Below are 12,127 nucleotides of genomic sequence, written 5' to 3' on the forward strand. Positions count from 1 at the left end.
ACTACGTCCCGAACGCCTGCAACTGGGACTGCTTCTCGCTCCCGACTCGGAACGACTTCTCGAATATCTCGTGGTCGGTCTCGGCTTCGGGGTTCACGCTACTGGTCTCGCCTTCCAGATGCGATTTCATCGCCTGTCCGAGGTGATACGAGAGTTTGGGCGGCACCGCGTTACCTATCTGAGGCGCGACCCGGGTTCGTGCGCCGTAGAACTCGAAGTCGTCGGGGAACGTCTGGAGTCGCGCCCCCTCGCGGATGGTGATCGAACGGTTCGCTTCGGGATGGAGATACCTGCCCTTCTCGGGCTTGTAGAACTCCGTCCGAATCGTCACCGACGGTCGGTCCCACCACAGGCGACCGAACAGGTCGGTTCCGCCCTGCGTCTTGTTCTTCCAGCACTCGGGCATCAGCTCCTTGGGGAGGTCGTATCGGTTCCCGCCGGGCGGTACCTCCTCGAAGCGCTTCTTGCTCAACTCGGTCACCTGCTTTCGACTCACATGCCAGTTCTCCTCGGTCGGTTCGTTCGGCAAGTCTCCGATGGCGTCCGCGACGGTTCTTATCGGACCGTCCGTCTCCTCGGGGAGGAACGGAACGCCGAGCTTGCTTCCGAGGACGAACGCGCGCTTTCGCTTCTGGGGGACCCCGTACTTGTGCGCCCACAGCGTGTCGACGACCGTCGTGTATCCCATCTCCTCCGCAATCTCCACCGTCCTGACGCCCTCCTGAGACTTGAGGAACCGCGGAACGTTCTCGATGAGGAAGACGTCCGGGTCGATATCCTCGACGGCTCGGAGGAAGTGTCGCCAGAGCGAATTGCGCTCGTCGTCGAGTTCCGCCGTCTGGGTCTTGTTGAGATTCGAGAAGCCCTGACAGGGCGGTCCACCGACCACGACGTCGGCGTCGTCCCACGATTCGAACGAGTCTACGTCTCGGACGTCTCCCTCGATCACCTCGGCGTCGAAGTTCCGGCGGAAGGTCTCGGCCGTGTTGTCGTCCTGCTCTATCGCCGCGATGGTCTCGAACGCGCGCTCGTCGAAGCCGATCTCCTCGTATCCCAGATCGGCGAGGCCGTTCAAGCGCTCGGGCATCTCGAACCCGAGCGAGAACCCACCCGCGCCGCTGAAGATATCGACGACCTTGTACGGCGGCTCCGCCATATCTATGGCTTCATTGTTGGATTCGTCTATTATACCTTTGGATGGCGCGGCCGTTCTTCACCCGTCCATCAGTTCGTCCTTGCGGCGCTCGAACTCCTCGGTGTCGAGGAGGCCCCGCGAGTGAGCGTCACCGAGGCGTCCGAGTCGCTCCGCGACGGTCTGGGGTTCGCGCTCGGCCGCCGACGCACCGGGGCCGACGTCGGGCGTCTCCCGCTTGCGCCGGCAGGTCGCGTACTCGACCGCGCGCTCGACTTCCCTCGTCGCGTCGAAGTCGAGTTCGATCCGATGGCGGCGCATCTCGTCGCAGCTACCTGCCGAAGGTCGGCCGCCAGGACAGCAGGCCGACCGTGAGCACGAAGACGACGGTCGAGATGGCGTAGGACCACTCGTTGGCTACGGTGGCAATCGCCGACCCCGCGCCCGCGACGCTCGTGAGGAGTCCCGCAAAGACCGGCCACGTACAGCTCACGCACGAGAGCAGACCGAGCGCGCCCGAGATGGCCGACCCCGCCGCGTCGAGCACGGTCGCGTAGACGAGGTAGGCCAGCGCCGCGTAGCCCACGAGATTGTACGGCATCAGCGTGAGCTTGAAGCTCTCGCCGGTGAACATCAGCGCGGGACCCCATCCCGGCGGTAGCCACGCGAGTCGCCACCCCATCGCGGCGTGACCCGGCGGCGCGACGAGGCCGCCCGCGTACGCCAGCGCGAGGAAGTACCCGACCGCGATTCCCGCTCCGAGGTAGCGGTCCCGCGACGACCGAGGCGTCGGGTCGGTCCGGACCAGCGCCCATATCGCGACGTTCAGCCAGACGAACGGATAGACCAGGAAGCGCCACTCCTCGATGGTCACGTCGGCGGCGAGGAGGTAGACGACTGTCAGGATTATCTCTGTGTTGACGAGCAGGCCCGCCCACAGCAGGGTGTCTCGGCCCGGGCGAATCCGGTCGAGGTCGAGACCGATTGTCCGGGTCATCTCAGAACACCAGCGCGTCGGCGACCACTGCGATCAACAGCGCGCCCAGATACGCGTTCGAGGCGTGGAACGACCGGAACGCCGCCTCCTCGGTTCGCTCGCGGTGGAGACGAACGACGGTCCAGAGGAAGATGGTCCCGAACGCGACGCTCGTGAGCGCGTAGAGCCACCCCAGCGTCGTGACCGTCAAGAGCGCGCCCGCCGCGAGCAGGGTCGCGCCGAGGTACAGCAGGATGTGCTTGCGCGTGACCGCCTCGCCGCGCACGACGGGCATCATCGGGAAGCCCCCGCGGGCGTAGTCGTCCTTGTACGCAAGCGCGAGGTTGTAGAAGTGCGCGGGAGTCCACAGGAAGATGACGCCCGCGAGCACGAGCGCCGGGAGTCCGATCTCGCCGGTCACGGCGGCCCACCCGATGAGCGCGGGAAGCGCCCCGGCGAAGCCGCCGATGACCGTGTTCTGGACGGTGTTTGGCTTGAGCAGGAGGGTGTACACCACGCTGTAAAAGAGGATGGCGAACAGCCCGAGCGCCGCCGCCAGCACGTTCACCGAGAGGAAGGCCGCGAGCGAGAGGACCGCCAGCAGGAGGCCGAACGCGACGGCGTTCCGGACCGGAATCCGCTCGGTTGCGGCGGGGCGGTCGGCCGTGCGCGACATCTTGCGGTCCACGTCGCGCTCGAACACATGGTTGAAGGTGCCCGACGCGCCGATGGAGAGGACGCCGCCTGCGAGCGTGGCGAGGACGGTCTCGACCCGCAGGGCTGGTCCCGCCGCCAGCGCCATCCCCGCCGAGGCGACCAGACAGAGCAACCACATCAGCCGGGGTTTCATCAGCCGGAAGTAGGCGCTCGCGGTCTGCTTGGCGCGGGCGAACGGGTCGTCGGGCGTCTCGACCGCGGGGCGCGGACCCGCGGGCGGGAGCTCGTCGGGGTCCTCGACGCCGCGGGGTTCGTCGTGGGAATCGGGTTCGAGCGTCCACGCCAGCGCGAGGACGACGCCCGAGAAGATGGCCATCCCGACGACGAGGTGGACCGCCGACAGGAGCGCGGGGGTCGCGGTGGTCGCCGCGAACGCGCCGAGGCCGACCTGCACCGGGTAGAGCGCGGCCGAGATACCGACCGCGGCCTTGACTCGGCGAGAGGCGTCTGCGCGTCGCAGGCCGAGGACGGTCGTCCCCACGAGGAGCAGGCCGACGACGAGCGCGGCGACGCGGTGGCCCCACGCGACCGCGAGCTGTGGGTCGTCGAGGGGGACGACCCACTCGCCGTGACACGCGGGCCAAGTCGGACACGCGGTCGCGGCGTCGGTCAGCGCGGTGGTCGCGCCCGCGACCACCAGCAGGTAGACGCCCATCGCGGTCGCTGCGAGCAGCGAGACGAACCGCCGGGAGGAACCGTGTTCGGTCACGCGAATCTCTTACCCGAAAGGTTACGACTCTCCGTATTTAGTCCAACCGGTCCGGGACCGACCCTGCGTGACGGTGGCCAACTGCGGGGGTCCGAACGTGTTCGCGGAAAAACGGAAGCGGTCGGAGGGGAAGTCAGCAACTATTTATGGGTCTCGTCCAAAGTTCGAAGCAGTATGAGTTCCAAGCGGACAGCGCTCGCAACGCTTCTGGGCCTCGGGGCGCTCGCCCTGTTCGCCGACCCGGTCCTCGCCCAGGGGTACGACTCCACCACCGAGGAGCTGATTCGGTCGCTCAACAACCAGCTCCTGTACATGGCGATTCCCATCACGGTGCTGGTCGAGGGCATCCTCATCTACACCGTGTGGAAGTACCGCAACAACGACGAGCCCAAGCCCACCAAGGAGAACCGCCGCCTCGAAATCTCGTGGACCATCGCGACCGCCATCGTCCTGCTGGTCGTCGGGTACGCCTCCTACGGCGTGATGGCAAACGAGTACGTCTCGACCTCCCAGACCGAGTTCGACACCCAGAACGAGGACGTGGTCGACGTCGAGGTCGTGGGCGTCAAGTACCTCTGGGAGTTCAACTACGAGGGCGAGAACGTCTCGAACCAGGGCACCCTCGTCATCCCGAACGACACCGACGTGCGGTTGCACGTCACGTCCGAGGACTGGATACACGCGCTTCACGTCCCCGAGATGGGGCTGAAGCAGGACGCGATGCCCGGACAGACCAACACCATCGTGACTCACCCGACCGACGAAGACAACTACACGCTCTACTGTGCGGAGTACTGTGGCGTCGGTCACTCCGAGATGCTCGGTGAAGTCGAGGTCGTCTCCCAAGAGGAGTACGACGAGTGGCTCGACGACCAGCGGAACGGTTCGGACTGACTCTCGCGGCTTCGCTTTCTCTCCGTTCTCGACCGTTCGATAGCCCCGCGCGTCGTCGTCACGCCGAGGTCCTTCCGTCGCCGCAACTGTCGCGCGTCGAGCGAGGCCGCTCGCGGGCGGCCTCGCTCGACGCGCGACCGAAACGTACAGAACCGGCCCGCGCGGTACCGTACGTATGTCCCGGACCGTCGACGACCTCCGAAACGAAATCCGGCAGGCCGTCGGGAGATACGAACGCGTCGAATCGACCGCATTCACGAAGGAAGCCCTCGCGGCGATCTGCGACGCGGTGAACTGCGAGATCGACACGAACGGCCGCCCCTCCAAATCCCGGATGCGCGCCGGTATCCGCCGGAGGGTGGAGGGACTGGACGAGGACCCGAACGGAACCGAGCGCCCCTTCCGGAAGGCCGAACTCGAATCCATCGCGGCGGCGCTTCGGGGCGAGTAGCTGGCGGCGCTCCGAGCGGCGTAGCCGACGGTCGTCGGCTCAGACGCAGAGGTCGTGGAGGTCGCTCAGCCCCTCTATCTCCCACGTCGGCCAGACGTTGAGCTCCCAGTCGCGCCGATGGGGCCGCCGGATGAACGCCGAGTCGACGCCCGCGTTCTCGGCGGCACGCACGTCGGACTCGTTGTCGCCGACGAACAGCACCGAGTCGGCGTCGGCGTCGAGTTCGGAGACGGCCTGATCGATGTAGTAGGAGTTGGGTTTGCGCCGCCGGAGGCTCTCGACGGTGGGTTCGCGGCCGTAGGCCGAGCCGAACAGGTCCGAGACGCCGAAGTGGTCGAGGACGAAGTCGACCGTCGCCTGCTGGTTCGAGCTCACGATGCCCATCGGCACGCCGAGGTCGTGGAGTTCGTCGATGTCGTCGTAGAGGTCCTTGCGGCCCGTGCGGACCTCGACCTGCTGGGCGCGCGAGAGCGTCCGGTCGCGCGCGGCGAAGAACGTCCCGGGGTCGAGGCCGTATTCCCGGCAGACCTCGGCGACCGACTCGGGGGTCGCACCGATAGTCATCCCCTCGACGTGGGCGGGGTCGGGGTCGGTGACGTCGAACTGCGCGAAGGTGTCCACGATGGCGTCTTCGAGTACGTCGTAACTCGTTCTGCCGACGAGGACACCGTCGTTGTCGAACACGACGGCGTCGTAGTGCATACCGGATATGGGGTAGTGGGCCTGATAAGTGTTTCACCCGGACCCCGACCCCGATCCGGCCCCCGACCCGGACCGCGAGCGTCGCTCGCGGTCCGGGTCCGGGTTCGGGCCAGCGACCTTCGGGGCCCAAGTCGGTACGCCCGCCCCGAACCCGAGTAACCAATTTCAGTTATGCCAAAGCTATTTTGTAACCGAGAGTAGTTATTTCTGCCATGGACCGTCGACGGTACGTGCAGGCGCTCGGCCTCGGTGGCGTGCTGTCGCTCACCGGCTGCATCAGCGACTCCGGTCCGTCCGAGCAATCTCGAACGGCCGACCGTGACCTGACGCTCGCGACCGCGACGACCACCCACGACAGCGGTCTCCTCGACGCAGTCGTTCCGGGGTTCGAGCGGGAGTTCGGTGCGACGGTACGGACGGTCGTGCGCGGGACCGGGGGAGCACTCCGGACCGCGCGCGACGGTGACTGCGATGCGGTCCTCGTCCACGCCCGGCCGCTGGAGGACGAGTTCCTCCGGGCCGGATACGGCGTCAACCGGCGGTCGGTCATGGTCAACGACTTCCTGCTGGTGGGACCAGCCGACGACCCCGCGAATGCGGCAGGGGACGACCCCGTGGCGGCCTTCGAAGCTATCGCCGACGCGGAGGCGACCTTCCTCTCGCGGGGTGATCGGTCCGGGACACACGTCCGCGAACGGCGACTCTGGGACGAGGCGGGAATCGACCCCTCGGGGTCGTGGTACCGCGAGTCGGGGCAGGGAATGGGCGACACGCTGGTCGCGGCCGGACGGACGGACGCGTACACGCTGACCGACCGCGGGACGTATCTCACGGTCGACGACGATTCGCTGGTGGCCCACGTCGAGCGGGGCATCGACGACCCGCCGGAGCTACTGCGCAACGACTACGCCATCATACCGGTCAATCCCGCGCGACACGAGGTGGCCTTCCCGCTCGCGCTCGGGTTCGCCGGGTATCTCACCGGTCCCGCCCGGTCTCGAATCCGGGACTTCCGGGTGAACGGCGGCCGGGCGTTCCGGCCGCTCGGTGCCGCCGAGGAGCCGAACTTCGGACAGTACCTCCCCACGGACTGGCGCGAGTGAGCGCGAGTCGAGCGACGGGACCGGCGGCGTCGTCTCGGTGGACGTGACGCCCGAACGAGAACAGAAACAGGGTCGTTCAGAGGGTAATCTCTGCGCCAGCGTACATCACGACCACGAGGAAGATCCACACCGCGTCCACGAAGTGCCAGTACATCGAGACGGTCGAGACCGAGACGTGGCGGTCGGCGGTGTACTGCCCGTAGAGCGCGCGGATGAACACGATACCGATGAGCACCGCGCCCATCGAGACGTGGAGGCCGTGGAGGCCGGTGAGGCCGAAGAACGCGCTGGCGTAGATGCCCGAGGTGAGCGTGAAGCCCTCGTTGACGATGAACTCGTAGTACTCGAGGACCTGACCGCCGATGAAGATGACCCCGAGCAGGAGGGTCGCCCCCATGCCGATCAGGAAGTTCTTGCGGTTGCCCTTCCGGAGTTCGACGTGGCCCCAGTGGAGCGTGAGGCTCGACACCACCAGGATGGCGGTGTTGATGAGCACCAGCGACGACAACAGGTGGGGCAACTCGGGCCCCGAGGGCGGCCACGTACCCACGCGGATGAAGAAGTAGTACGCGAACCCGGCCCCGAATGTCGCGATTTCGGACCCGAGGAACAGTATCATCCCCCAGCGTAGCGCGCTCCCGTCGCCGTGCCCGCCGCCCGTCCAGAAGGCCTTGACGAAGGCGTGGTAGACCCACCCGTACAGGCCGACGAGGAACACCCCGACCGACCCGACGAACACCGCGGAGCCGTACAGGCTGTCGAGGATGGGTTGCTCGCCTCGCGCGAGGACGAACAGGGCCGCCCCGACGTAGATGCCCGCCCCGCCGAGGGCGGTGATGAAGGGCCACCAGCTCGCCTCGCCGAACCCTCGCGGCCAGTCCTCGACGGCCGGGAGGTGATGGCTGTGGCCGTGCTCTTCTGCTGAATCGTCCGCTACTGTCATACGAGACGATTGCGACCCGAATAGTAAAAAGCCACCTGAACGCGTCGGCCGCCCGGCCAGTTCCGGTCGGAGTTATCGACCCGTTACCGCCGCCGACCCGTCCCGGGCCGCGGGCGACTCGCGACGAGTCGCCCGCGGTCGGGGCCATTACCGGTCGACTTCGGGGTCGTCGACCACCTGCTCGCGCTGGCGGCGGAGCTTCCGGGGGGTCTCGGCGTACACCTGCTCGAAGATGTCCTCGACACCGAGGCCGGTCGCGTCTTCGGCGGTCGCGACCGCCTCGGCGACCCGCTCGTCGGCCCACTCCCGGAGTTCGCGCTCGTCGTCGTCGGTCCACCCGTGGGCGTCTTCGAGGTACTCGCGGGTGCGCTCGACGGGGTCGCGCTCGACCCACTCGGCGACCTCCTCGTCGTCGCGGTACTTCGAGGGGTCGTCAGTGGTGGTGTGTGCGCCCTGCCGGTAGGTGACCGCCTCGATGAGCCGCGGCCCCTCGCCCGCCCTCGCGGCGTCGAGGGCGTCGCTGACCGCGGCGTACACCGCCAGCACGTCGTTGCCGTCGACCCGGACGCCCTCGAAGCCGTAAGCGCGGGCCTTCTGGGCGATGGTCGCGCTCGCGGTCTGGCGCTCGCGCGGCACCGAGATGGCCCACTGGTTGTTCTGGCAGAAGAACACCGTCGGGGCGTCGAACACCCCCGCGAAGTTCATGCCCTCGTGGAAGTCGCCCTCGCTGGTCGCGCCGTCGCCGAAGCTGACGAGCGTCGCGCAGTCGTCGCCCCTGTAGTCGGCCGCCATGCCCGTCCCGACCGCGTGGGGGAGCTGGGTGGCGATGGGGATGGTCGGCGGGAAGGTCCGGAGGCCCTCCGGGTCCTGCCGGTCGACGTAGTTGCCCTCGCCGAGCAGGTAGACCAGCACGTCTTCGAGGGGCAGACCGCGCGCGAGGTACATCGCGTGGTCCCGATAGGTCGGAAAGCAGTAGTCGTCCTCCGCGAGCGCGTACGCCGCGCCCACCTGCGCAGCCTCCTGACCCTGAAGGGGGGCGTAGGTCCCGATGCGACCCTGCCGGTGGAGCGTGACTGCCTTCTCGTCGAACGTCCGCGCGAAGACCTGCAGGCGGTAGAGGTCCACGACCGCCGACGCCGAGAGGTCGGGGTCCGCTCGCTCGTCGACGGTGCCGTCCGGGGCGAGGACCCGGTTCACGTCAGGTGCCTGTATTGCCATATCGTCGATCACCGACTGTCAACCGATATGAGGGTTCCCATCGTAATAAAGGGTCGCTGAGCCGCCGAAATGCCAAAGATACGGAACCGAGTTTAAAAATGGGGTTCGAAATCGTCCGTTTACGAGGCGGCGAACCCGCTCGCAGGTGAAGAATCGTCGGACCTTTCGATTCGAAAAGCTTAGGCGTCGGGCGAATCCATGCCACAGCATGGCAAACTGGATCGGCGAGACGTTCACCAGCGACGCCGGATGGACCCACTTGGAGGACCTCGTTGACATCGGCGACCGGATGGCCGGGAGCGAGGGCGAGCGCAGGGGCGCGGAGCTGACCCGCGACGCGCTCGACTCGGTCGGGGCGCGCGACGCCCGACTCGAGGAGTTCGACATCCAGGGCTGGACCCGCGGTACAAGCGCGATTCGGGCGGGCGACACCGTTCAGGACTGCATCGCGCTCCCGCGGAGTCCGAGCGAGAGCGCCGCTGGCGAACTCGTCGACCTCGGTTACGGCCTGCCCGAGGACTTCGAGGCGACCGACTTCGAGGGGAAGGTCGTGATGGCGGCCTCGAACGTCCCCGACCACTACGACCGGTTCATCCACCGCAGGGAGAAGTACTACCACGCGGTCGAGGGCGGCGCGGCCGCGTTCGTCTTCCGGAACCACGTCGAGGGGTGTCTCCCGCCGACCGGGAGCGTCGGGACCGAGGAGGACCCCATCGGCGACGTTCCGGCGGTCGGCGTCAGCAAGGAGGTCGGCGCGCGCCTCGCACGCCGATGGGACGGCGAGCGGGTGGAAGTGGAGGTCGAGGCCGACGTTCACGACGCGACCAGCCAGAACGTCCACGCCGAACTCGGCCCCGACACCGACGAGGAGGTCCTCGTGACCAGCCACGTCGACGCCCACGACATCGCCGAGGGCGCGGCCGACAACGGCGCGGGAACCGCGATGGTGGTCGAACTCGCCAAGGCGCTGGCCGCCCGCGAGGACGAACTCGACACGAAGGTCCACTTCATCGCCTACGGCTCCGAGGAGGTGGGTCTCGTGGGGTCGGGGTACGACGCCGCGAACCGCGAGTTCGACTCGGTCAAGGCGGTCCTCAACAGCGACGGGGTCGTGCGCGGGCGCACGCTGTCGTTCTACACCCACGGCTTCGACGCGCTCGACTCGGCGGCCGAGGGCGTCGCCGACGACTTCGGCCACCCCGTCAAGACCATCCCCGAGCAGGGACCCCACAGCGACCACTGGCCGTACGTCAAGTGGGGCGTCCCCGGCTACCACGTCATGAGCGAGACGGGGTCGGAGGGCCGCGGCTGGGGCCACACCTACGCCGACACCCTCGACAAGATCGAGGTCCGGGACCTCCGCGAGCAGGCGGTCCTGCTGACCGAACTCGCGGTCCGACTCGCGAGCGACGACTTTTCGGTCGACCACAAAGAGTCCGAGGAGATCGCGGCCGCGCTCGAAGCCGAGGACAAGGCCGAGGGCATGAAGATAATCGGCGACTGGCCCTACGACGAGTAGCGCCCGGCCGCGTTCTCCGGGGCGGTTTCCGCGACCGAGAAGCGAGTCAGGCGATGCTCACGGTCTCCTGGTAACTGCCGTACTCGGCCTCGAACACCTGCATAATCTCGCCCATCGTGGCGTAGGCCTTCACCGCGTCGACGATGGCGGGCATCACGTTCTCGTCGCTCTCGATGGCGTCCCGGAGGTCGTCGAGCGCGGCCTCCACGGCCGCGTCGTCGCGCTCGTCTTTGACCTCCGCGAGTCGCGCACGCTGGCGTTGCTGGACCTCCTCGTCGACCTTGAGGATGTCGGGCTTGGTGTCTTCGTCGATCTCGTACTCGTTGACGCCGACGACCGTCTCCTCGCCCGACTCGACGCGCTCCTGGTACTCGTAGGAGGCGTCCTGAATCTCGCGGTGGAAGTACCCCCGCTCGATGCCTTCGAGGACGCCGTCACGGACCGAGCCCTCGCCCATCTCCCGTATCTCCTCGATGTAGGCCATCGCCTTCTCCTCGACCTCGTCGGTGAGGCTCTCGACTGCGAACGACCCGCCGAGCGGGTCGGCGATGTCGGCCGCGCCCGACTCCTCGGCGATGATCTGCTGGGTCCGCAGCGCGACCCGGACCGCCTTCTCGCTCGGGAGCGCGAGGGCCTCGTCGAAGCTGTTGGTGTGGAGGCTCTGGGTGCCCCCCAGCACGCCCGCGAGCGCCTGAATCGTGACCCGGACCACGTTGTTCAGGGGTTGCTGAGCCGTCAGGCTCTGTCCGGCGGTCTGGGTGTGGAACTTGAGCTGTTTGCTCGCCTCCTCCTCGGCACCGTACCACTCGTCCATCACGGTTGCGTAGATGCGCCGTGCCGCGCGGAACTTCGCGACCTCCTCGAAGATGGAGTTGTGGGAGTTGAAGAAGAAAGAGAGCTGGGGCGCGAACTCGTCTACGTCCATTCCGCGGTCGAGGCAGTCCTCGACGTAGGCGAAGCCGTCGGCGAGGGTGAACGCGAGTTCCTGGACCGCGGTCGACCCCGCCTCCCGGATGTGGTAGCCCGAGATGGAGACCGGCTTTATCTTGGGGGTCTCCTCGACCGCGAACTCGATGGTGTCGGTCACGATGTCGAGGCTGGGTTCGGGCGGAATCACCCACTCCTTCTGGGCGATGAACTCCTTGAGCATGTCGTTCTGCATGGTGCCCCGAATCTCCTCGCGGGGGACGCCCTGCTGGTCGGCCAGCGCGATGTACATCGCGTAGATGACCGGCGCGGATGGATTGATGGTGAACGACGTGGAGACCTCCCCGAGGTCGATGCCGTCGAACAGGATTTCCATGTCCCGGAGGGTGTCGACCGCGACGCCCTCCTTGCCGACCTCGCCGTCCGAGAGGGGGTCGTCGCTGTCCTTGCCCATCAGGCTCGGCATGTCGAACGCGGTCGAGAGACCGGTCTGGCCGTTCTCGATGAGGTAGTGGAACCGCTCGTTGGTCTCCTCGGCGGTCCCGAACCCGGCGAACTGGCGCATCGTCCACGTCCGACCGCGGTACATCGTGGGGTAGACCCCGCGGGTGTAGGGGTCCTCGCCCGGGAAGCTCAGGTCCTCCTCGTAGTCCATCTCGGCCACGTCGTCGGGAGTGTAGAGCCTATCGACTTCGAGGTTCGAGACGGTGGCGAACCGGTCTTTGCGCTCGCCGTAGGCGTCGAGGACGGGGTCTAAGGTCTCGTCCTCCCACTCCTCTTTGGCCTGCCTGATGTCGTCGAGGTCGTCCTGATCGTACATAGGCCAACGTTCGGGT

Annotated in this window: 12 protein-coding genes; 4 read left to right on the top strand and 8 right to left on the bottom strand. The window is 67.2% G+C overall.

Features of this window, described 5'->3' with window-relative positions; genetic code table 11:
- Nucleotide 1 precedes the first annotated feature (1 nt).
- Genes NGM10_RS03130 through cyoE form a run of 4 tightly spaced genes read right to left on the bottom strand, consistent with a single transcriptional unit; the run spans nucleotide 2 to nucleotide 3,480 of the window.
- The gene (locus NGM10_RS03130; RefSeq protein WP_253481721.1) at nucleotides 2–1,156 is read right to left on the bottom strand and encodes a DNA cytosine methyltransferase; all 1,155 of its coding nucleotides are present in this window, start codon (nucleotides 1,154–1,156) and stop codon (nucleotides 2–4) included.
- A 57-nt stretch (nucleotides 1,157–1,213) separates the two neighbouring features.
- Nucleotides 1,214–1,453, bottom strand: a complete 240-nt coding sequence (locus tag NGM10_RS03135; RefSeq protein ID WP_253481722.1) for an SHOCT domain-containing protein — start codon at nucleotides 1,451–1,453, stop codon at nucleotides 1,214–1,216.
- 10 nt (nucleotides 1,454–1,463) lie between these two features.
- On the bottom strand, nucleotides 1,464–2,129 hold the full coding sequence (locus tag NGM10_RS03140) for a DUF7546 family protein (protein WP_253481723.1): 666 nt from the start codon (nucleotides 2,127–2,129) through the stop codon (nucleotides 1,464–1,466).
- Between the two features lies 1 nt (nucleotide 2,130).
- On the bottom strand, nucleotides 2,131–3,480 hold the full coding sequence (cyoE, locus tag NGM10_RS03145; RefSeq protein WP_253483742.1) for a heme o synthase: 1,350 nt from the start codon (nucleotides 3,478–3,480) through the stop codon (nucleotides 2,131–2,133).
- Nucleotides 3,481–3,708: 228 nt separating this feature from the next.
- Here cyoE and coxB point away from each other — a divergent pair, with 228 nt between their 5' ends.
- Nucleotides 3,709–4,428 (top strand): cytochrome c oxidase subunit II, encoded by a 720-nt coding sequence (coxB, locus tag NGM10_RS03150; RefSeq protein ID WP_253481725.1) that lies wholly within the window; start codon nucleotides 3,709–3,711, stop codon nucleotides 4,426–4,428.
- Between the two features lie 175 nt (nucleotides 4,429–4,603).
- A complete protein-coding gene (locus NGM10_RS03155) occupies nucleotides 4,604–4,879 on the top strand; it encodes a hypothetical protein (protein ID WP_253481727.1) in 276 nt (91 codons plus the stop codon).
- A 39-nt stretch (nucleotides 4,880–4,918) separates the two neighbouring features.
- On the opposite strand, the gene NGM10_RS03160 is transcribed toward NGM10_RS03155, so the two are convergent.
- Nucleotides 4,919–5,581, bottom strand: a complete 663-nt coding sequence (locus tag NGM10_RS03160; RefSeq protein WP_253481729.1) for an HAD family hydrolase — start codon at nucleotides 5,579–5,581, stop codon at nucleotides 4,919–4,921.
- Between the two features lie 212 nt (nucleotides 5,582–5,793).
- Here NGM10_RS03160 and NGM10_RS03165 point away from each other — a divergent pair, with 212 nt between their 5' ends.
- On the top strand, nucleotides 5,794–6,684 hold the full coding sequence (locus NGM10_RS03165) for an ABC transporter substrate-binding protein (RefSeq protein WP_253481731.1): 891 nt from the start codon (nucleotides 5,794–5,796) through the stop codon (nucleotides 6,682–6,684).
- A 76-nt stretch (nucleotides 6,685–6,760) separates the two neighbouring features.
- On the opposite strand, the gene NGM10_RS03170 is transcribed toward NGM10_RS03165, so the two are convergent.
- Both NGM10_RS03170 and pdhA read right to left on the bottom strand, forming a co-directional pair.
- Nucleotides 6,761–7,627, bottom strand: a complete 867-nt coding sequence (locus NGM10_RS03170; protein ID WP_253481732.1) for a cytochrome c oxidase subunit 3 — start codon at nucleotides 7,625–7,627, stop codon at nucleotides 6,761–6,763.
- Nucleotides 7,628–7,774: 147 nt separating this feature from the next.
- On the bottom strand, nucleotides 7,775–8,845 hold the full coding sequence (pdhA, locus tag NGM10_RS03175; protein WP_253481734.1) for a pyruvate dehydrogenase (acetyl-transferring) E1 component subunit alpha: 1,071 nt from the start codon (nucleotides 8,843–8,845) through the stop codon (nucleotides 7,775–7,777).
- A gap of 208 nt (nucleotides 8,846–9,053) precedes the next feature.
- Here pdhA and NGM10_RS03180 point away from each other — a divergent pair, with 208 nt between their 5' ends.
- Nucleotides 9,054–10,364 carry a M28 family peptidase gene (locus NGM10_RS03180; protein ID WP_253481736.1) on the top strand — a complete coding sequence of 437 codons (1,311 nt, stop codon included), beginning with the start codon at nucleotides 9,054–9,056 and terminating at the stop codon, nucleotides 10,362–10,364.
- A 46-nt stretch (nucleotides 10,365–10,410) separates the two neighbouring features.
- Here NGM10_RS03180 and NGM10_RS03185 read toward each other — a convergent pair whose 3' ends face one another.
- Complete coding sequence (locus NGM10_RS03185) at nucleotides 10,411–12,111, bottom strand: acyl-CoA mutase large subunit family protein (RefSeq protein ID WP_253481739.1); 1,701 nt, start codon at nucleotides 12,109–12,111, stop codon at nucleotides 10,411–10,413.
- Nucleotides 12,112–12,127: the final 16 nt, after the last annotated feature.

This window comes from Halorussus salilacus, from assembly GCF_024138125.1.
In the GTDB taxonomy this organism is placed as follows: Archaea; Halobacteriota; Halobacteria; order Halobacteriales; family Haladaptataceae; genus Halorussus; species Halorussus salilacus.

Coding starts and splice junctions, on each gene's coding strand:
- NGM10_RS03130 (WP_253481721.1), bottom strand. CDS start 1,156: ATGGCGGAGCCGCCGTACAAGGTCGTCGATATCTTCAGCGGCGCGGGT.
- NGM10_RS03135 (WP_253481722.1), bottom strand. CDS start 1,453: ATGCGCCGCCATCGGATCGAACTCGACTTCGACGCGACGAGGGAAGTC.
- NGM10_RS03140 (WP_253481723.1), bottom strand. CDS start 2,129: ATGACCCGGACAATCGGTCTCGACCTCGACCGGATTCGCCCGGGCCGA.
- cyoE (WP_253483742.1), bottom strand. CDS start 3,480: ATGGGCGTCTACCTGCTGGTGGTCGCGGGCGCGACCACCGCGCTGACC.
- coxB (WP_253481725.1), top strand. CDS start 3,709: ATGAGTTCCAAGCGGACAGCGCTCGCAACGCTTCTGGGCCTCGGGGCG.
- NGM10_RS03155 (WP_253481727.1), top strand. CDS start 4,604: ATGTCCCGGACCGTCGACGACCTCCGAAACGAAATCCGGCAGGCCGTC.
- NGM10_RS03160 (WP_253481729.1), bottom strand. CDS start 5,581: ATGCACTACGACGCCGTCGTGTTCGACAACGACGGTGTCCTCGTCGGC.
- NGM10_RS03165 (WP_253481731.1), top strand. CDS start 5,794: ATGGACCGTCGACGGTACGTGCAGGCGCTCGGCCTCGGTGGCGTGCTG.
- NGM10_RS03170 (WP_253481732.1), bottom strand. CDS start 7,627: ATGACAGTAGCGGACGATTCAGCAGAAGAGCACGGCCACAGCCATCAC.
- pdhA (WP_253481734.1), bottom strand. CDS start 8,845: ATGGCAATACAGGCACCTGACGTGAACCGGGTCCTCGCCCCGGACGGC.
- NGM10_RS03180 (WP_253481736.1), top strand. CDS start 9,054: ATGGCAAACTGGATCGGCGAGACGTTCACCAGCGACGCCGGATGGACC.
- NGM10_RS03185 (WP_253481739.1), bottom strand. CDS start 12,111: ATGTACGATCAGGACGACCTCGACGACATCAGGCAGGCCAAAGAGGAG.